The sequence below is a fragment of the Hymenobacter edaphi genome, from assembly GCF_003258365.1.
Lineage (GTDB): Bacteria > Bacteroidota > Bacteroidia > Cytophagales > Hymenobacteraceae > Solirubrum > Solirubrum edaphi.
The window spans coordinates 37,800-56,353 of record NZ_QHKM01000009.1; the positions used below are offsets into that span (position 1 = coordinate 37,800).

Here is an 18,554-nt window from a genome sequence, read left to right on the forward strand (position 1 = left end):
GCTTTTCTGTTGGAGATAAGCAGCGTTAGCGCAGCAGCACCAGCTTGCCCCAGCCTTTCTTGAAGGCCTGGTCGGCGGCGGTGCGGCGGTGCTCATACTGGCCGTCGGGGTCGTCGAGCACCACGCGGTAGAGGTAGGTGCCATTGGCCAGCCGGTCGCCGTACTCGTCGGTGCCGTCCCAGGCGTAGCTGGTCACGTTGTTGCCGATGCGCAGCGGGCCCAGCTCGCTCTGCATGATTTCGCGCACCACCTTGCCCGTCACCGTCAGGATCTGAATCTTCATGTTGCGCGGCGGCGTCGAGCCGGTGAGCGTGAACACGAAGCGGGCCTTGCTGGTGATGGGGTTCGGGTACGGGAAGACGTTGGTGATGCTGGTCTTGTTTACCACCTCGAACGTGACGCCGTAGCGCTGCGCGGCCACCTGCATGTCGCTCATGTCCTTGGCCTGCACTTCCAGCTTATACACCCCGTCGGGCAGCGTTCCGGGCGTGTAGTACACGCGGGTGCGGCCGGCCGAGGAGTCGTTCACGAAGCGAATCAGCGAGCTGTTGGTCATCGACACCACTTCCGGGGTGCTGTTGGGCCGGGTCAGCAGCAGCTGCACCTTGGTCGGGTCGGTGAGCGGGCGCCGCCGGTCTTCGTAGCGCACATCCACGAGCACCTCCGGGTTGGGCGACACGATGTCGCCGTTGAGGATGTGCGTGCCGTCAAACGCCACGTCGAGCACCGGCGGCACGCTGATGTTGGGCGCGGTGAAGTTCAGGGTCAGCTCGTTGTTGTAGTACACCTGCTCGGGCAGCTCCTGCGAGTTGGCAATGATGCGGATGGTGGCCGCCCCGCGCACCGCCGCCACGTTCAGGCGGAAGTTGTAGACGGCCGTCGAGTCGCCCCCCGGCCGCACGGAAAAGCCCGGCACCCGGCTGGCCCGGATGGACACCGTGTCGGGCCGGCCGCTGCTGGTTTCCGTCACGATGGCCTTGGCGCGCGTCAGGGCCGCAAAGCTCACCGGCGACACGTTTTCGAAGTACACCGGGATGTTCAGCACGCCGGCGCTGGCGGCGGCCGTGCTCAGCGTGGCCGCGTCGTAGGCGCCGGCCGGGATGCTCGGATGGTCGCGGCGCACCACGCCCTCGGGCACGCCCTGGTAAGTCACCAGCCACTGCTTCAGCTGCGGGGCAGTGCGGTTGGTGGTGTCCCGCAGCACCATTTCCAGCTGCAGGTAGGGATACTGCCGGGCATCGACGCCGGTCAGCGAGTAAGCACCGTTGCGCGGCTGCACGTTGCGGCGCAGCACCACGCGGGCATTGGTGCGGGTGTAGCCGATCAGGTTCAGCGTGTCGCTGTCGGCCGTGGGCTCGGGCAGCTTCACGGTGTGGTAGAGCGTCTGCCAGCGCTGGGCCGGCCCGATAAACGTGCTCGTCACCGTGCCCGAGCCTTCGCGGGTGCGGATGGTGTCGTTCAGCGCAATGGCCTGCTCGTTGCGCGGAGTGGGGCTGCTGGGCGAGAAGGTCACTTCGCGGCGGTCGGCCGGGAAGCCCTTGTGCAGCACCATGGCCAGCGGGTCGCCGTCCTGGGCCGAGCCAATCAGCTGCGAGCCCAGCGCCTGCAGCTCGGCCTTCAGGGCCGGGCTGAAGCTGCTGTAGTTGACCTTGTTGATGGAGAGCAGGGCCACGTAGGCGCCGTTGGGCACGTTGCGCAGCAGCTGCAGCAGCTGCCCCTGCCGGCGGGCCGCGTTGATGTTGTCGTTGAGGCTGTCGGCCAGGCCGGGAGTGTTCAGCGCGTAGGTGCTGGCGAAATGGTAGTACGTAATCGAGCCCACGGCCCCGCAGCGGCTGTAAACGCCGCCCGGCAGGTTATTGAGCTGACGCAGGTTGCGGCCCTCGAACACGGCCACCATGATGTTGGGCGTGCGCACGGTAATGCCGTTGTAGACGCCGCAGTTGTCCACCCGCACCGGCTGGTTGTCGACGATGATGCCGTTGGAGAGCAGGAAGGTGGGCGTCGCGTCGGGCGCGCCTTTGGTGGTCAGCTGCAATGAGCGGGTGCGCTCGGTAAACGCCCAGCGCCCGCTCGGCGCCGCCTGCGTCACGCGCTGCTTCTGGTTGCGGGCCATCTGCCCGTAGTGGCTCTGCGACCAGCCGCCCGGGCTGCCGCTGATAAAGCGGAACGAGCTGTTGGCCCAGCTCACGTCGAGGCCGGCCGGGGCGGTCGGCGGCGAAAAGCGGAAGCGCCAGTAGTACACCACCGAGTCGCGGCCGGCCGCGGGGGCGGGCAGCGTGGTCGTCCAGCTAGCTATGTCGCGGCCCGATACCGGCCCCGACAGCCGCCGGAAATTGGAGGTGAACGTGGGAATGGTGTCCAGCTCAAACTCGTAGTTGATGGGCTGCGCCTGCGGCAGGTTGCTCTGGCCCACCAGGCGCACCGTGGCCCGGTTGACGATGGCAAACTCGGTGGGCTGCAGCAGGGTCACGCCGCCGTTCAGGAAGTTGTAAGTGAAGGTGGTCGAGTTGTTGGTCTCGTCCAGCTCGTCGATGACGTTCGGGTTATCCAGCCGCACCGTGAAGGTGTTGCTGCCCAGCACCGGGGTGCCGGCCGGGTTGGTCATGGTGATATACACCGCGGTGTCGCGGCGGAAGTAGCGCAGCGTGTCGACCGTCAGCGGCAAGGTGGTCCCGTTCACGGTGCGCTCCACGGTGATGCGCAGCTTGTTGGTCACGATTTTGCCGGGGTTGCTCAGTTGCAGCTTCAGCCGGAACGTGGGGGCGTTGGCCAGCACCGGGCCGGCGGCGTCGTCCACCCGGGCGGCCGTGGCGTTCGGGGTGAACTTGTAGTCGGGCTTTTCGGGGGCAAACAGCGTCAGCGCCGGGTCGCCCTGCCAGGTCAGGTTCATCAGCAGGGAGAGGTAGTAGCGCCGGGCCTGGTTGTTGGTGGCCGGCGGAATGCTCAGCGACATGCGCCGGGCCACCTCGGCCTGCACCGCGGCCACGGGCTTGCCGTACCAGGCCGGCTCGTTGAACAGCGCCGAGTACATCTGGCTGCAGTAGCGGTCCTGGTCGTCTTCCAGGCCGAAGTCCGAATCGGCCAGGAAACCGATGATGCCCTTGTTGGCAATCAGCAGCCAGTCCTCGGCAATGGAGCCGCCGGTGGTGTAGGTGTTGCCGGCCGCGCAGCCGTTCACGTAAAACACCGGGTACTTGCCGCCCCCGCTGGGGTAGTTGCTGCCCGGGTCGTTAATGGGCGTGGGCAGCAGGTCGAGGTAGTTGGTCGAGCCGTGGCCGAAGTAGGTAATCAGGCTCAGGCCCTTGCGCAGCTGCTGCGTGATGTCGACCGACACCACCCCGCCGTTGGTCAGGATGGTGGAGTTGAAGATATTCTCCACGCTGGCCCCGAAGAAGGGCCGCTCGGCCTTCTGCTGGTAGCCGCGCAGAAACGCCTGGAAGCGCGTAAACTCGCCCGCGTCGTGGCCGCCGGCCATGTGCAGGATGTTTTTGCGCCAGGGCTCCGGGCCCAGCCCTTCGTACTGCTTGAGCTTGTCGAGGTAGTTGATTACCTGCTCCCCGGTCGCGGCCGGGATGCGGCCGGTGGGAATGCGCGGCACGTAGGAGCCGTTTTGCCAGTCGGCCGTGAAGAAGATGTCGGAGGCCCCGCGGGTGCTAGTGGGCACCAGGTCGGGCCAGGCCGCGCGGTTGGCCGCGGAGGTCTGGCGGTAAAAGCCGCCCGCCCACTCGGTGATGAGCACGCCCTTGCCCAGCAGCAGCAGGTAGCGGTTGGCGCGCGGGGTGGCCATCATGTAATCGGCAAAGCGCTTGAGGGCCAGCGGCGACCGTTCGCCGTAGTGAAACTGGTCGTAGAGCTGATCCGACGTCACCACCAGCGTGTCGTGGCGGCCGCCGGCCGTGGAGGCGCGGTAGTTGGCGTACTCGCGCACCGGGTTAACCTGGTTAGCGCCGGTTTTGCGCATCAGCGCCGCGTTCGACACGATCAGGAAGTTGTAGCTGGCCGCGTTCAGGGCCCGGAAGCGCACCGGTTGGGCGGCGCCCGGCACCACCGGCTGGGCGGCGTCGGCCAGCACCAGGGGGCGCATGCGGCCAATGGTGCTCGGGAAGCTGAAGCCGCGCCGCGTGGCCGAGAGGCTGGTGCTGCTCACGCGCTGCACGTTGTTGGGGTCGGCCACGTTGTAGCCGTACACCGTCGCCGGAATGCTGTCCAGCTCGTAGTACGCGCCGCCGCCCTGCGTGGAGTCGTTCCAGAACTGGAAGTACTGCCGGCCGCTTTTCCAGTGGGCCGTCTGCGGATACGTCACCCGCAGGTAGCCCACCCGAAACTTGTCGGTGGGCGGGTTGGCCGGGTTTTGCACGGCCGCCCGCACGCTCACGCGGTTGGTGGTGCCAAAGTCGCTGCGCTGCAGCGGCAGGCGCCCGCGCCGCACGTCGTAGCCGTTGTAGGTCTGCACCGGCAGCTGCCGCTCCGGGCCGGTGCCCCCCGGAAACACCGAGAGCAGGGTGTTGTGCTGATTGGGGAAGGCCCCGACCAGCACGAAGTCCAGCCAGGCCTGCGCCCCGCCCGGGGCCAGACGGCTGGCCACCATCGGGTTGTAGGTGAAGCCCGTGATGACGTAGGGCGGGCGGGTTTCGCCGATGGCCCCGCCCAGAAACCCTTCGCCGGTATCGGCCCAGGGCATGAAGGCGACCTGCTGGTCGGTCTGGCCGTAGCTGTAGTCGCCGTTGTCGAGAATGATGTTCTGCTGCAGCCAGTTGGCGTGCACCGTGCCGGCCGTCGACGTGTTTTCCGCCATGTCGCGGCCGTTGGCGGTGGCCGAAACGGTCAGGAAGTAGGCGGCCGTGTCGGTGAACATGCTGTAGAGCTGGTGCGGCTGGTGGGCCGCGGCCAGGTACATGTCACGGTCGAGCTTGCCGTCGTTGCGCTGCCCAAAAAACTCCACGTAGGTAGTGGCGTCCAGCTGGTTGCGGTTGCCGCCGATAAAGCGCGCCACCTGCTGCCCGCGCCGCCACAGCTGCAGGCGCTGCGGGTTGGTGCTGGCGCCCAGGCCCGCCCGGGTCAGGTAGGCGTGGTCGAGGCGGTAGATGCCGTCCTGCGTGATTTTGATCTTGTAGTAGGTCTGCGAGGGCACAATCCACTCGTTGCCGTACGGCCCCGACTGGGCCTGCACGGCGGTGGCGGCCAGCACGGCCAGCAGCAAACCCAGGCAGCGCGTTAATAGCCGGGTATATCGTTGTGTCATAGTCGAATTACTTAGTGCGAAGCCAGTACGCTCCCGGGGCCGCTTACGTTCCTTGCCCACTTATTTAAAGCCGTAGCCCAAGGACACCATGATGGAGTTGGCCTGCGAGCTGGCGCCCAGCCGCTCGATGGCCAGGCGCGAGAGGGCCAGGTCGAGGCGCAGGCCGCTCAGGGCCACGCCCACACCCAGCGTCGGCTGCACCTTCCACTCTTCTTGGCCGTCGAAGGCCTGGATTTTCTGCACGTTGGTGGCCCCGCCGCGCAAGAACAGCAGGTTCTTGTAGCCCAGTTCGGCCCCCACGTGCGGGGCAATGCTCACAAAGTCACTCGACACCGGGGTGTTGCGTTTGCCGTCGGTGGTCATTTCCAGGTCGATGGCGGCCACGGCGGTCAGATCGGCGGGCAGCTTAAACGAGCGGCTTACCCCGAGCACGAAGCGCGGCAGGGTAATTTCGGTGCTGTTCTTGGGAATGAAGTCCAGCGTGTCCTGGGTGGGCTTGAACTTCTCGGTGTTCATCGACCACGCGTTGAAGGTGGTGGTGATGTCGCGCGCCATCAACGCCAGGCGCCAGTTGCCGCGCTGGTACTGCGCGCCCGCGTCGATGCCGAAGCCCCAGGCGTTGGCGTAGTCGCCCACGTTGCGGTACACGATTTTGGCGTTGGCGCCCACGTTCAGGCCTTCCACCGCTTCCAGCTTGCGGGCGTAGGAGAGCAGCAGGCCGTAGTCGGCCACCGAGAAGTAGGTAATCCGGTCGTAGCTGATCTGGTTGTACTCGTTGACCAGCGCCCGCGTGTCGGGAATGTCGTCTACCCCCACGCGGATCAGGCTGGCCCCGATGGCGCTGCGCTCATCCAGCGGCATGGAAAAGGCGGCGTAGTCGTTTTTCACGATGCCCGAAAACAGCTCGGAGTGCATCAGCACCGCGTCGTACTTGGTTTTCTGCCCGATCAGGCCGGCCGGGTTCCAGTAGCCGGCGGTGGCGTCCTGCGCCAGGCTCACCTGCGTGCCGCCCATGGCTAGGGCGCGCCCCCCCACCCCGATGGAGAGGAAGTCGTTGCTGTACTTGGGGGTGTTGTCCGTGGTGGGCGGGGTGGTCTGGGCCAACGCGGCGCCGGTCCCTACCAGCGAAACCGTCGAGAAGGCCAGGATACTGCGGCGGAAAAAGTGAGGCATAGCGTAATGGGTAAAAGCCAGGCATTGCGAGCAGGCTTCACAACGCAAGTTACTTATTAATAGTGCGGCGCCCGACGGCGAATTCCACCGCGAACATAATGCCAGACCGGCAATCGGTGCGTCGGGTTGTGAGGCCGCCCAAATCTTTGGGCTAGTTGCCGCACGCGCGGCCCGCGGCCTCACATCATTGGGGGAGGGGCGAAAAACTCGCTTCAACTGCCGTGCTGACAATCAACTACTTGCCGGCTTCAACTTTCCGGGAGTATTTCGCAACCAAAATTATTCTGACCAAGTACCTTGCTTTACAAAGTACCTGCTTTTATATTTGTACCATTCTTCACCGACTACCGCCCGCAAGCCCATGAAAGTCGAAAACACCCAAGTGCAGATGCGGAAAGGCATCCTGGAGTTCTGCATTCTGGAAATCATTGCGCGGGGCGAGGTGTATGCCTCCGACATGCTGGAGGAGCTAACCCAAGCCCGCATGATCGTGGTCGAGGGGACGCTGTACCCCCTCCTCACCCGCCTCAAGAATGCCGGATTACTCGATTACACCTGGAAGGAATCGAGCAGCGGACCGCCCCGCAAGTACTACACCCTCACCGCCGTGGGGCAGGATTTCCTGCACGAGCTGCGCCTGACCTGGGAGGAAATCGAAGATTCCCTGCAGATCATCCGCAACAAACCCCAGGGCCCGGCGCCGGTCGCCCCGGCCGCCTACCCGCCGCCCGCGCCCGCTCCGTCGGCCGACGAAGACGCGCTTATCTAGCCACCGCTTTAGTTGCAGCACTGCGATGAAAAAGAATATCAGCATCAACCTGCAGGGCCTCATCTTCCACATCGAGGAAGACGGCTATGAAGTCCTCCAACGCTACCTGCAGGACGTAAAGGCGCACTTCAGCTCCTTCCGCGGGCACGAAGAAATCGTGGCCGACATCGAGGGGCGCATTGCCGAAATCTTCGCCGCCCGCACCTCCGCCCTCAAGCAGGTCATCACCTACGAGGACGTGGAGGCCATGATGAGCAAGATGGGCCGGGTGCAGGACTTCCAGAACGACGGCGCCCTCGACGAGGACGACGACGCGGCCGACCTCGGCAGCTACGGCAGCCAGCCCCAGGGCGGCATCGGCTCGGCCAACGGTCCGTTCGGCCCCGAAGGGGCATTCGGCAAACGGGGACCGTTCGGCCCGGAAGGCCCGTTTGGTCCCAAAGGCCCGTTCGGCAAGGAAACGGCGGCCGACGCGGAAGCTGGTGCGCCCCGTCGCCTCTACCGCGACATGAGCAACCGCCGGATGGCCGGCGTGGCCGCCGGCCTGGCCCGCTACTTCAACGTGAACCCGCTCTGGATTCGCCTGGCCTTCGTGCTCACGCTGCTCTCGCCCATCGTCGGCGACTTTGTGGGCGCCCTGCCGGCCGTAAGCTTCCTGACCTACCTGATACTCTGGATTTCGCTGCCCAAGCGCTACGACAACGACAGCCCGATGCCCGACGACGACGTGACGCGTAAGCTCTACCGCGACACCGACAACGGCTCGGTGGGCGGCGTGGCCAGCGGCCTGGCCCACTACCTGGGCATCGAGGTAGCCATCGTGCGCATCGTGTTCGTGCTGCTGGTGCTCTTCGGCGGCAGCGGCCTGCTGCTCTACCTCATTCTTTGGATGGTGGTGCCCCCGGCCCTCACGCTCAGCCAGAAAGCGCAGATGCGCGGCGAGGCCGTGACGCTGTCGGGCCTGGAAAACAGCCTGCGCAACCCCTCGCAGCCCGCCAACCGCCCCGTGGGCGCCTTTCTGGAGGAAGTAGCCCGCGCCGTGCGCCCTATCGCAAAGGCGGTGGGCACGGTGGCACGCATCTTCGTGGGCCTGATGTTCCTGCTGACGGGCTTCGCGCTGCTGATGGGCCTGCTCGTGCTGGTCGGCGTAGCTTTGGGTTTGCTGCCTGAGTCGCAAAACATTCACCTGGGCGACGCGCCGGCCTACACCGTGCTGGCCGGGGTACCGTGGTGGTTCGTGGTGAGCGGCTTCCTCGCCGCCGGCGTGCCGGTGCTGCTGCTGCTCTTCTCGGGCGTGGGCCTCATCGTGCGCCGCTGGCTGCTGGGCCGCACCCTTACGCTGGTGCTGCTGGGCCTCTGGATGCTGGGCATCGTGGGCTCCATCATGGGCGGGGTGCGTTACTCGCAGGAATTCCAGGAGGAAGGCTACTTCACCGCCACCCGCAACCTAGGCGCCGTAGCCAACCCCGTCGTCACCCTCGACGTGCGCACCTTCGACTACGACGGCTGGGACATGCGCCCCGACCTGAGCCTGGCCGCCGCCGACAGCGGCAACACTGTCACGCTCGTGGAAGACTACTCGGCCCACGGCCGCACCGAAGCCGCCGGCGCCGCCCTGGCCCGCACCAGCATGAACTACCGCGCCGTGGTGCGCGACTCCACCGTGCTCCTCGATGACCGCTTCACCTTCAAGCCCGGCGCCGTGTTCCGCGGCCAGGGCCTGGACCTGACGCTGCGCCTGCCCCGCAACAAGCGCATCCGCCTTTCCCGCGACTTTGAGCGCCTGCTCGACGACGACGACTTCGTGAACGAGCAGCGCCCCAACGACCCGGAAAAGCACACCTACGAGCTGGTGGGCCGCCAGCTGCGCTGCCTCGACTGCACCCCCGCCGACCTACCCGAAAGCGACGACGAAGACTACAGCGGCGACGACGTGCAGATCGGCGACATGAAGGTGCACGTCGACACGGACAACGACGACGAAGTGCGCGTATCGGTCGACTACGACGGCGACGTAAACTTCTCCACCGAGCCCGCCGACTACGGCTCCGGCTCCCGCGAGTTCCGCTACGTCGACTTCGACGACGTGGCCGTGTCGGGCGCCTACCGCGTGCTCATTCGCCACGCCGAGGGCTACAGCGTGAAGGCTTACGGCGAGGAGCGCGCCCTGCGCGAGCTGGACGCCGAAAGCCCCGGCGACGAGCTGCACCTGCGCCCCAACCGCCGCGGCTTCTTCAACTTCGGCACCCGCGACGACGCCCGCAACCGCGTGCTCATCGTGGTGGAAACGCCCGACCTGAAGCAGCTCAACCTGAGCGGGGCCGTGCAGGCCAAAGTCACCGGCTTCAACGACCTCGACGACCTGACCGTGGACCAGTCGGGCGCCAGCCACCTCTCTTTCGAGGGCACCTGCCGTAGCTTCGCCGTGGACATGAGCGGGGCCTGCCGCACCAACCTCAAAGGCCGCGCCGACCGCCTCGAAATCGACGGCTCGGGCGTGTGCCAGGTGCAGGGCGCCGACTTCGCCGTGCAGAGCGCCGACGTGGAACTCAGCGGCGCCAGCAAGGCCCGCCTGAACGTGGAGAACCAGCTGCGCACCGACATTTCGGGCGCCAGCCAGGTCGACTACAGCGGCAGCCCCAGCAACGTGCGCAACCAGAAATCGGGCGCGTCCCGCGTACGGCGCGTGGAATAGGCTTCTGCGATAAAAAGCTGCCATTCCACGTCTTACCAAGCGAACTTATCCCTATATTGGGATGCATCCTTACTCGGTTGCCTGCGTAAGCACCTCCAGTACGGCTTGTTCGCATCTACCTCTGACTGCTACGAGATTAGGGGCCCTTGGTGAGTGAATGGTTGCCCCCGAGGGAACCCGCGCTTTTCCGAGCTGCAACAGGAAGGCAACGGTTTCCTCGAACTCGCAGTGACGGGCGTAGTTCGACCCCGCCTAACGACAAAGCCGGTCTGCTCAGAGAGCAGGCCGGCTTTGTCTGTTTATAGCTGAGCCGTCGAGCAGCTGATTAGTCGCTGTTACTCGCTCGGTTGGGGCGCGGGAACCTCGGTTTTCACCTCCAGCCCCTTGCGCCGGCCCAGGGCCAGCAGAAAGGCATACGCTTCGGGGTATTCGTTGCGCACCTGCCCGTCGAGGATGGCTTCGAGCACGGCCTCCTTCAGCTCACCCACCGCTTTGGAGGGCGCGAGGCCGAAGGTCTGCATGATGACTTCGCCGGTGATGACGGGTTTGAAGTTGCGCAGGTGGTCCTTCTCCTCCACTTCCTTCAGCTTCTGCTCCACCCGCTCGAAGTTGCGCAGGTAGCGGGCCACGCGCTGGTGGTCCTTGCTGGTAATATCGGCCCGGCACAGCTTCATCAGCAGGTCGATTTCGTCGCCGGCCTCGAACAGCAGCCGGCGCACGGCCGAGTCGGTCACGGTTTCCTTCACCAGCGCGATGGGGCGCAGGTGAAGCTTCACCAGCTTCTGCACCATGCGCATTTCCTCGCCCAGCGGCAACTTCAGGTCGGCGAAGATGCCGGGCGTCCACCGGGCGCCCTTGTCCTCGTGGCCGTGGAAGGTCCAGCCCACTTTCGGGTCGAAGCGCTTGGTGGCGGGCTTGGCAATGTCGTGCAGGATGGCGGCCCAGCGCAGCCACAGGTCGGCGCCGGCCTCCACCACGTTGTCAAGCACTTGCAGCGTGTGGTAGAAGTTGTCCTTGTGCGCGTGCTGCCCGCGCTTTTCCACGCCCTGCAGCAAGGCCATCTTGGGGAAGATGAGCGGCAGCAACCCCGAAGCAAACAGCAGCTTGAAGCCGTAGCTGGGCTTCGGACTCATGATAATCTTGTTCAGCTCGGTGGTAATGCGCTCCTGCGACACGATGCGAATCCGCTCCTTGTTCCGGCTGATGGCATCGAAGGTGTCCGGATCAATGTCGAAGTTGAGCTGGGTGGCGAACCGAATGGCCCGCATCATGCGCAGCGGGTCGTCCGAAAAGGTGATGTCCGGATCGAGCGGGGTGCGAATAATGCGGTCCTGCAGGTCACGGATGCCGTTGTAGCGGTCCACCAGCGTGCCGAAGTCCGCCGCGTTCAAGCTCAGGCCTAGGGCGTTGATGGTGAAGTCGCGGCGGGCCAGGTCTTCCTCCAGCGTGCCGGCTTCCACTTCGGGCTTGCGGCTTTCGGCCCGGTAGCTTTCCTTGCGCGCCCCCACAAACTCCAGCTCGATGTCGGGCGTGGGCAGCATGGCGGTGCCGAAGTTCTTGAACACCGTCACTCGCGGGCGGTTCGGCAGCCGCCGGCCCACGGCCTGGGCCAGCTGAATTCCGTCGCCCACGCACACCACGTCCACGTCCTTGCTGGGCCGTTGCAGCGCCAAATCCCGCACGTAGCCGCCGATGACGTAGGCCGGGTAGCCCAGCTCCTGGGCGGCATCGGCAATGGTACGAAACAGGGGCAGGTCGGGCAGCTGGGGCAGCAGGTTCATGCGAAAACGGGGTCAATGAGCCGGCAAAGGTACGGCAGAAGCGCGGGGCCGGCCGTACCCGGCTCCCACTCCGGCCTCAATCGCGCAGCACTTCCAGCCCGCCATCGGGCAGCACCCGCACCACCCGCGAGGGCGCGTGGCGCGTTTCGTCGTCCTGCCGCCAGCTCACCACGTAATCGGCGCCGCGCACGATGGCCGGCGTCACTTCCTTATAGATAGCCGGTGCCGGCTCCCCGCTGATGTTGGCCGAGGTCGACACCAGCCCGTGGCCCAGGCGGCGCAGTACTTTGTGGGTAAACTCGTCGCCCCGCGCCACGCGCAGCCCGATGGTGCCGTCGGCGGCCAGCAGGTTGGGCGCCAGCAGGCGGCTGCCTTGCACCACGTAGGTGGTCGGCTTCTGCTGCCCGGCCAGCAGCTCGGGCAGGTTGGCGGGCACCTGCTCGGCGTAGCGGGCAAACATGGCCTCATCGGCCACCAGCACGATGCAGGCCTTTTCGGCCGGGCGCTGCTTGAGCTGGTAGAGCTTCTCCACGGCCCGCGGCACCTCGGCGTCGCAGCCCAGGCCCCAAACCGTGTCGGTGGGGTACAGAATTACCTGCTGCAGCAGCAGCGCGTCCACGGCGGCGTCGACTTCCTGAAGGAAAAATTTCATGCGGATTCTACGTTACGGCGGCCCAATTCGGTGCCGGGCCGGCGAAGCTACGGCAAAGCCTGGCCCTGACAACCGCGCCGGCCGCATTCCGTTCAATCCGAAGCCCGAACGCCATTTTTATGCCCGCTACGCACACCGTCGATACCGAAGTACTCCGTATTGCCTACGAGCGGCAGGGCCCCGCCGACGCCCCTGCGGTCCTGCTCCTGCACGGCTTCCCCGACGACCTGCGCACCTGGGATGCCGTTATTCCGGGCCTGCTGGCTGCCGGCTACCAAACCATTGCCCCGGCCATGCGCGGTTGCGGCGGCACCGTCTTCCCCGACCCCGATACCATGCGCAGCGGCCAGACCACGGCCCAGGCCCAGGACGCCATCGATTTGCTCGACCACCTCGGCATCCGCAAAGCCGTGGTGGTGGGCCACGACTGGGGCGCCCGCGCCGGCTACCTGCTGGCCGCCCTCTGGCCCGAGCGGGTGGAGCGCCTGGTAGTGGCCTCCGTGGGCTACGAAACCGGCATCAAATCCGGCGACCAGCTGAAACCCGAGCAGATTCACGCCTACTGGTACCAGTGGTTTTTTCACTCCGAACGGGGCCGCGAAGCCCTGCAAGACAACCGCCGCGCGTTCTGCCGCTACATCTGGCACGCCTGGTCGCCCACTTGGCCGTTCGACGACGCCACCTTCGAGCGCACGGCCAAATCCTGGGACAACCCCGACTGGGTCGCGGTGGTGCTGCACGCCTACTGCGTCCGCTGGGGCGCGGCGCCGCCCGATCCGCGCTACGAGGCGCTGGAAAAGCAGCTGGAGCCGCAACCCAACATCAGCGTGCCGACTACGCTGCTGCACGGCGAGCTGGACGGCGCCAGCCTGGCCGCGTCCTCCGAAGGCAAGGAAACGTTCTTCACCGGCCCCTACGAGCGGCGCGTGTTGCCCGGTATCGGCCACTACGTGCCCCGCGAAGCGTCCGAGGCCATTGTGCAGGCGGTAGTGCAGAAATAAGCAGAACTCGTTGCTGACGCTCAGCGCCGCTGCGCCTTCTGCGCAAACTTCCGCGCCCTCCGCGGACTAAAAACGCCTGAACAGCCCAAGCTGCGCGCTACTCCTTAATAGACTGGCACAGCTCCACCAGCACGCCGTGGGCCGATTTCGGGTGCACGAAGCACACCAGCTTGTTGTCGGCGCCGCGCTTGGGCTCCTCGTTCAGCAGCACGAAGCCCTCGGCGCGCAGCCGCTGCATCTCCGCCCGGATGTCGTCCACTTCGAAGGCCACGTGGTGGATGCCCTCCCCCTTCTTGGCCACGAACTTGGTAATGGCGCTGTCGGGCGTGGTGCCGCCCAGCAGCTCGATCTTCGAGCCGCCGACCTGGAAAAACACGGTATCGACGCCCTCACTATCCACCGTTTCGCGCTTGTACGGCGCCATGCCCAACAGCGTGGTGTAGAGCGTGGTAGCGGCTTCCAGGTCCTGCACGGCCAGGCCGAGGTGTTCGAGGTTGGTGAACATATAATAAGGAGTGCAACAACGTCCGGGACGGCGGCGCCCGCGTTATTTGGATTGTGTCTACTTTTGTGCGCACAAAAGTAAACCTCCAGCCTCGTTTCGCTGTTCTACCCGCGAATCATTCTCCGCTGGATTCCTCGTGGTATCCGCGGCCCAGTGGTTACCTTTGCCCGCGACAATACTAAGCACCATGCTCAAGCTGCCCATTTACCTCGACAACAACGCCACCACGCCGATGGACCCGCGCGTGCTCGAGGCTATGTTGCCCTATTTCACCGAGCAATTCGGTAACGCCGCCTCGCGCAACCACCCGTTTGGCTGGCAGGCCGAAGAGGCCGTGGACTACGCCCGCGAGCAGATTGCGCAGCTGATCAACTGCGACCCGAAGGAAATCATCTTCACCTCGGGCGCTACTGAGTCGGACAACCTCGCTATCAAGGGCGTGTATGAGATGTACGCCCAGAAGGGCAACCACATCATCACCGCCACCACCGAGCACAAAGCCGTGCTTGATACCTGCAAGCACCTCGAAAAGCAGGGCGCCCGCGTAACCTACCTGCAAGTGAACGAGGAAGGCCTCATCAACCTCGAGGAGCTGGAAGCCGCCATGACGCCGCAGACCATCCTGGTCGCCATCATGTACGGCAACAATGAAATCGGCGTGCTGCAGAACATGCGCGCCATTTCGGCCATTGCCAAGAAGCACGGCGCCCTCTTCTTCTCCGACGCTACCCAGGCCGTGGGCAAAGTGCCCGTCGACGTTATTGCCGATGGCATCGACCTGATGGCCTTCACCGGCCACAAGATGTACGGCCCGAAAGGCATTGGGGCGCTGTACGTGCGCCGCAAGAACCCGCGGGTGAAAGTAACCGCCCAGATGGACGGTGGCGGCCACGAGCGCGGCATGCGCTCCGGCACCCTGAACGTGCCCGGCATCGTGGGCCTGGGCAAGGCCTGCGAGCTGGCCCGCCTGGAAATGGAGTCGGACACGGCCCGCATTTCGGCCATGCGCGACCGGCTGGAGCGCGAGCTGCTGACCCTGGAGGAAAGCTACGTGAACGGCTCCCGGGAGCACCGCCTGCCGCACGTGACCAACATTTCCTTTAAGTACGTGGAGGGCGAAGGCCTGATGATGGGCGTAAAGGACCTCGCGGTATCGTCGGGTTCGGCCTGTACCTCGGCTTCGCTGGAGCCTTCGTACGTGCTCAAGGCCCTGGGTTTGAGCGACGACCTGGCGCACAGCTCCCTGCGCTTCGGCCTTTCCCGCTTCACCACCGACGAGCAGATCGACTACGCCATCAATCACGTCAAAGAAGCCGTGACCAAGCTCCGCGAAATGTCTCCGCTGTGGGAGATGTTCAAGGAAGGCATCGACCTGAACTCCATCGAGTGGGCCGAACACTAAAATTTAGGGTTGTCAGCTGCGAGTTGTCAGTTGTCAGATACTGACTTCAAACTGCAGCTCATTCAGACTGATAACTCGCAACTGACAACTGACAACTCATCAAAAGCCATGGCTTACTCCGATAAAGTAATCGACCACTACAGCAACCCGCGCAACGTGGGCACGCTGGACAAGAGCAAGAAAAACGTGGGCACCGGCCTGGTCGGCGCCCCCGAGTGCGGCGACGTGATGCGCCTGCAGATCGAGGTGGACGAAGCCACCAACGTCATCACCGACGCCAAGTTCAAGACCTTCGGCTGCGGCTCGGCCATTGCTTCCTCGTCCTTGGCGACGGAGTGGCTGAAGGGCAAGTCGGTGGACGAGGCGCTGAACATCGACAACATGGAGATTGTGGAAGAGCTGGCCCTGCCGCCGGTGAAAATTCACTGCTCGGTGCTGGCCGAAGACGCCATCAAGGCCGCCATCAACGACTACCGCGTGAAAAACGGCCTGCCCGAGCTGGAAGCCGCCAAGTCGCACCACTAATCTGAGTTGTCAGTTGCGAGTTGTTAGTTGTCAGGGACGTTTTGCGCCTTGATGCACTGACAACTCGCAACTGTTACCTGACAACCGACTACATGGAAGTCTCCCCCGATGTGCACGTAGAGAGTGCGCGCCTGCAGCGGCAGATTGCGGAAGCCCTGGGGTTGCCGGCCGATCAGCTGGTGTTTGATTTCCGCCAGATCGACGGGCAGACGCGGCTGGACCTGATTACCGTCAACCCGCGCCACCAGCAGAGCTTTCTGTTTCGCTACGAGCTGGGCCACGACAAGCTGGACGCGCTGCGCAAGATGCTCGGCTACGTGCAGACCTCGCGCGACGCGGAAGCCTCTTACACCATTCAGTGGCGGGCCCGCGGCGACAAGGAGCTGCAAACCTCCTACTTCCGCGCCCACAACGCCTACGAAGCCCTCGACAAACTTTACTACGGCCGCGACCTGAACACCATCACCGTGTTCAGCGTGGTGCTGAATCCTTCTTCGTAGTTGTTTGTTATCAGCCCGGGCGTGCCGCTTCGGTGCTGACGCCTCCGCCTGACAACCTGCAACCGACAACTGACAACCCACATGATTACCGTTTCTGACAAGGCTCAAGAGAAAGTAGCCGCCCTGCGCGCCGACGCGGGCCTGACCGACGCTTTTCGCCTGCGCGCCTCGGTGGCCGGCGGCGGCTGCTCGGGCCTGAGCTACAAGCTCGACTTCGACGACGAGGTAAAGCCCATGGACCAGGAATTTGAGGACAAGGGCGTGCGCGTGGTGGTCGACATGAAGAGCTTCCTCTACCTGGCCGGCACCGAGCTGGACTTCTCGGACGGGCTGAACGGCAAGGGCTTCTTCTTCAACAACCCCAACGCCTCCCGCACCTGCGGCTGCGGCGAGAGTTTCTCGGTGTAGCCCCGCTCCCACCGTGCTTCGATACCAAACCCCTTCTGCCCCGCGGCGGAAGGGGTTTTTCGTGTGCGGGCTGCGGCGTGCGTGACAACGCCCGGTTCGGACTACAACGGCCGGTTGGGCCCTGCAACGGCCGGTGCGGGTGACAAGGGCCAGGCCACGGCTGACAACGCGGCGCGCACGGCCTCCAATGCAACGGGTACGGCTGACAACGCGCCGTCCACGCCTTGCAATGCGGCGGCGAAGGCTCACCATGCCTGCGGCCCGCGGGGCAATGCGCCGGGCAGGGCTGACAACGCGGCAGGTACCGGTGACAACGCGCCGCCCACGGCTTACCAGGAGGCGCCAATAACTGACAACGACAGGATTGGCCCCGGCCACGCGGGCTGACCATGCGTTTTGGCTACCTTCACGCCCTTTCTCACTCCCTATGCTATCCGTAGTATGAAAAACGACCTGATTGAGGCCCGCCTGCGCCGCGACGAAGCCTTGAACACCTTTCTCAGCGCTGACAAAAGTGCCTACGCCGACATCGAAGCTGACGTGGCCCCGCTGCGGCAGCAGCTCACCGGCGCGCTGACGCAGGCCCAGGCCACGGCCCAGGACGTGCTGACGGCCGACAACGACGGCAACTCCGGCCGCAAAAAAGGCCAACGCAACCAGCTGACGCAGCTGCTGCGCCGCCTCATCGTGGGGCTGCAGGCCGTGGCTACCAGCACCAACGATGCCCGCCTGCTGGCCCTGTCGGGGCAGGTGAGCCGCCTCTCGCGCCTGCCCGAAACGGCCTTTATCGACGAAGCCCGCCGCCTGCTGAGCCTGGCTCCCGAGCGCAGCGAAGCCCTGACCAAGCGCCGCTTCACCCCCGAGCACTACCGCGAAGCCACCGCGCTGACCGCCGAGCTGCGCCGCAGCATCAACGACGGCCGCCTGAACGACGCGGAGGGCAGCACCGGCCGTCAGAGCCTGGAGCGCCTTATCAAGCAGAACGCCCGCGCCATCGAGCAGCTGCGCACCTACTTCCGCGTGTACGAGCTGGACGAGCCCGACCTGTGGGCCCGCTTCGAAGCGGCAGCGCGCGTGGTGAACCGCGGCGGCAACCCCGGCAGCGCCGCCGACGCGAAGTAGCCCGTTGCCCCTTCAGCAGCACAAAGCCCCGCCGGCAGTACCGGCGGGGCTTTGTGCTGCTGAAGGGGTAGCAGAGGCGGGCCTCACTCGCCGGGGGCGTATTTCAGGAAGGTGCGCGTGGCGCGCAGCGTGCCCGTGCGTAGCTCCAGGGTGTGGTTGCCGTTGCGCAGGCGGCGCACATCGATGCGCTGCCCGGCCACGAGGCGGCCGGTGAGGACGGTGCGGCCGGCCGCATCCGTGATGCGGTAGTCGCCGCTGGCCGGGCCGCAGCTCAGCCAATCGGTGGCGGGGTTGGGGCTGGGCTGCCAGGCGCTGTTGTCGGGGGTGTAGGTGAGTACCGCCGAGGTGCCGCTGCCCCCCGCCACGGGCTGCCGCAGGCGGTAGTACACCGTGCTGGCCCCGGCCCCGGCATCGAGGAAGCGGTACCCGGCCGCTTCGGCCGCCAGCACCACTCCTACCGAGCGAAACGTCACCCCATCGGAGGAGCGTTCCACCTCGAAGCGCAGGGGCGTTTTGGCAGTCGGCGCGGTCCACGTCAGCACCACGCCCTGGGGCGTAGCTGCGGCGGCCAGGCCTACCGCCGCTACCGGGCTGGCCGTGCGGGCGGCACCGGGCGCGGCAGTAGGCGCGGTACCGGCGGGTGGGTTGTTGGCCGCCACGTCGCGCAGCGCCGGCTGCTGGGCCAAGCCGAGAAAGGGCACAAACCACAGGGCCCAGAGGCCCCGCGCCGCGCCCCGGAGGGCCAGGCTGCGGCTATGGGTAAGCAAGGGGTGCATGGC

14 protein-coding genes are annotated in these 18,554 nt (G+C 65.5%); 8 read left to right on the forward strand and 6 right to left on the reverse strand.

Features of this window, described 5'->3' with window-relative positions; genetic code table 11:
* Positions 1–25: 25 nt before the first annotated feature.
* Complete coding sequence (gene porU2 / locus DLM85_RS20890) at positions 26–5,242, reverse strand: putative type IX secretion system sortase PorU2 (protein ID WP_111480126.1); 5,217 nt, start codon at positions 5,240–5,242, stop codon at positions 26–28.
* Between the two features lie 60 nt (positions 5,243–5,302).
* Positions 5,303–6,415, reverse strand: coding sequence for a putative type IX sorting system protein PorV2 (locus DLM85_RS20895; RefSeq protein WP_111480127.1), 1,113 nt, complete (start codon positions 6,413–6,415; stop codon positions 5,303–5,305).
* A 361-nt stretch (positions 6,416–6,776) separates the two neighbouring features.
* Here DLM85_RS20895 and DLM85_RS20900 point away from each other — a divergent pair, with 361 nt between their 5' ends.
* Entirely contained in the window at positions 6,777–7,184 is a 408-nt protein-coding gene (locus DLM85_RS20900) for a PadR family transcriptional regulator (RefSeq protein WP_111480128.1), read from the forward strand.
* Positions 7,185–7,209: 25 nt separating this feature from the next.
* Positions 7,210–9,879: a PspC domain-containing protein gene (locus DLM85_RS20905; protein ID WP_111480129.1), complete on the forward strand. Its 2,670-nt coding sequence runs from the start codon at positions 7,210–7,212 to the stop codon at positions 9,877–9,879.
* Between the two features lie 335 nt (positions 9,880–10,214).
* Here DLM85_RS20905 and DLM85_RS20910 read toward each other — a convergent pair whose 3' ends face one another.
* Both DLM85_RS20910 and DLM85_RS20915 read right to left on the reverse strand, forming a co-directional pair.
* The gene (locus DLM85_RS20910; protein WP_111480130.1) at positions 10,215–11,660 is read right to left on the reverse strand and encodes a CCA tRNA nucleotidyltransferase; all 1,446 of its coding nucleotides are present in this window, start codon (positions 11,658–11,660) and stop codon (positions 10,215–10,217) included.
* A 76-nt stretch (positions 11,661–11,736) separates the two neighbouring features.
* Positions 11,737–12,312 (reverse strand): L-threonylcarbamoyladenylate synthase, encoded by a 576-nt coding sequence (locus tag DLM85_RS20915; protein WP_111480131.1) that lies wholly within the window; start codon positions 12,310–12,312, stop codon positions 11,737–11,739.
* A 119-nt stretch (positions 12,313–12,431) separates the two neighbouring features.
* Here DLM85_RS20915 and DLM85_RS20920 point away from each other — a divergent pair, with 119 nt between their 5' ends.
* Positions 12,432–13,313 carry an alpha/beta fold hydrolase gene (locus DLM85_RS20920; protein WP_111480132.1) on the forward strand — a complete coding sequence of 294 codons (882 nt, stop codon included), beginning with the start codon at positions 12,432–12,434 and terminating at the stop codon, positions 13,311–13,313.
* Positions 13,314–13,410: 97 nt separating this feature from the next.
* Here DLM85_RS20920 and mce read toward each other — a convergent pair whose 3' ends face one another.
* Positions 13,411–13,818, reverse strand: coding sequence for a methylmalonyl-CoA epimerase (mce, locus tag DLM85_RS20925; protein WP_111480133.1), 408 nt, complete (start codon positions 13,816–13,818; stop codon positions 13,411–13,413).
* Between the two features lie 187 nt (positions 13,819–14,005).
* Here mce and DLM85_RS20930 point away from each other — a divergent pair, with 187 nt between their 5' ends.
* The 5 genes from DLM85_RS20930 to DLM85_RS20950 all read left to right on the forward strand — a co-directional run bounded on the left by DLM85_RS20930 (position 14,006) and on the right by DLM85_RS20950 (position 17,775).
* On the forward strand, positions 14,006–15,220 hold the full coding sequence (locus tag DLM85_RS20930) for an IscS subfamily cysteine desulfurase (protein WP_111480134.1): 1,215 nt from the start codon (positions 14,006–14,008) through the stop codon (positions 15,218–15,220).
* A 108-nt stretch (positions 15,221–15,328) separates the two neighbouring features.
* Complete coding sequence (gene iscU / locus DLM85_RS20935) at positions 15,329–15,745, forward strand: Fe-S cluster assembly scaffold IscU (RefSeq protein WP_111480135.1); 417 nt, start codon at positions 15,329–15,331, stop codon at positions 15,743–15,745.
* A gap of 92 nt (positions 15,746–15,837) precedes the next feature.
* On the forward strand, positions 15,838–16,245 hold the full coding sequence (locus tag DLM85_RS20940) for a hypothetical protein (RefSeq protein ID WP_111480136.1): 408 nt from the start codon (positions 15,838–15,840) through the stop codon (positions 16,243–16,245).
* An 81-nt stretch (positions 16,246–16,326) separates the two neighbouring features.
* On the forward strand, positions 16,327–16,653 hold the full coding sequence (locus DLM85_RS20945) for a HesB/IscA family protein (RefSeq protein ID WP_111480137.1): 327 nt from the start codon (positions 16,327–16,329) through the stop codon (positions 16,651–16,653).
* A 441-nt stretch (positions 16,654–17,094) separates the two neighbouring features.
* Positions 17,095–17,775, forward strand: coding sequence for a TraB/GumN family protein (locus DLM85_RS20950; RefSeq protein ID WP_111480138.1), 681 nt, complete (start codon positions 17,095–17,097; stop codon positions 17,773–17,775).
* Between the two features lie 83 nt (positions 17,776–17,858).
* On the opposite strand, the gene DLM85_RS20955 is transcribed toward DLM85_RS20950, so the two are convergent.
* Complete coding sequence (locus tag DLM85_RS20955) at positions 17,859–18,551, reverse strand: T9SS type A sorting domain-containing protein (protein WP_111480139.1); 693 nt, start codon at positions 18,549–18,551, stop codon at positions 17,859–17,861.
* Between the last annotated feature and the right edge of the window lie 3 nt (positions 18,552–18,554).

Bases quoted from the DNA above. Each gene is read 5' to 3' on its own strand.
- porU2 (WP_111480126.1), bottom strand. From the start codon at position 5,242: ATGACACAACGATATACCCGGCTATTAACGCGCTGCCTGGGTTTGCTG.
- DLM85_RS20895 (WP_111480127.1), bottom strand. From the start codon at position 6,415: ATGCCTCACTTTTTCCGCCGCAGTATCCTGGCCTTCTCGACGGTTTCG.
- DLM85_RS20900 (WP_111480128.1), top strand. From the start codon at position 6,777: ATGAAAGTCGAAAACACCCAAGTGCAGATGCGGAAAGGCATCCTGGAG.
- DLM85_RS20905 (WP_111480129.1), top strand. From the start codon at position 7,210: ATGAAAAAGAATATCAGCATCAACCTGCAGGGCCTCATCTTCCACATC.
- DLM85_RS20910 (WP_111480130.1), bottom strand. From the start codon at position 11,660: ATGAACCTGCTGCCCCAGCTGCCCGACCTGCCCCTGTTTCGTACCATT.
- DLM85_RS20915 (WP_111480131.1), bottom strand. From the start codon at position 12,312: ATGAAATTTTTCCTTCAGGAAGTCGACGCCGCCGTGGACGCGCTGCTG.
- DLM85_RS20920 (WP_111480132.1), top strand. From the start codon at position 12,432: ATGCCCGCTACGCACACCGTCGATACCGAAGTACTCCGTATTGCCTAC.
- mce (WP_111480133.1), bottom strand. From the start codon at position 13,818: ATGTTCACCAACCTCGAACACCTCGGCCTGGCCGTGCAGGACCTGGAA.
- DLM85_RS20930 (WP_111480134.1), top strand. From the start codon at position 14,006: ATGCTCAAGCTGCCCATTTACCTCGACAACAACGCCACCACGCCGATG.
- iscU (WP_111480135.1), top strand. From the start codon at position 15,329: ATGGCTTACTCCGATAAAGTAATCGACCACTACAGCAACCCGCGCAAC.
- DLM85_RS20940 (WP_111480136.1), top strand. From the start codon at position 15,838: ATGGAAGTCTCCCCCGATGTGCACGTAGAGAGTGCGCGCCTGCAGCGG.
- DLM85_RS20945 (WP_111480137.1), top strand. From the start codon at position 16,327: ATGATTACCGTTTCTGACAAGGCTCAAGAGAAAGTAGCCGCCCTGCGC.
- DLM85_RS20950 (WP_111480138.1), top strand. From the start codon at position 17,095: ATGAAAAACGACCTGATTGAGGCCCGCCTGCGCCGCGACGAAGCCTTG.
- DLM85_RS20955 (WP_111480139.1), bottom strand. From the start codon at position 18,551: ATGCACCCCTTGCTTACCCATAGCCGCAGCCTGGCCCTCCGGGGCGCG.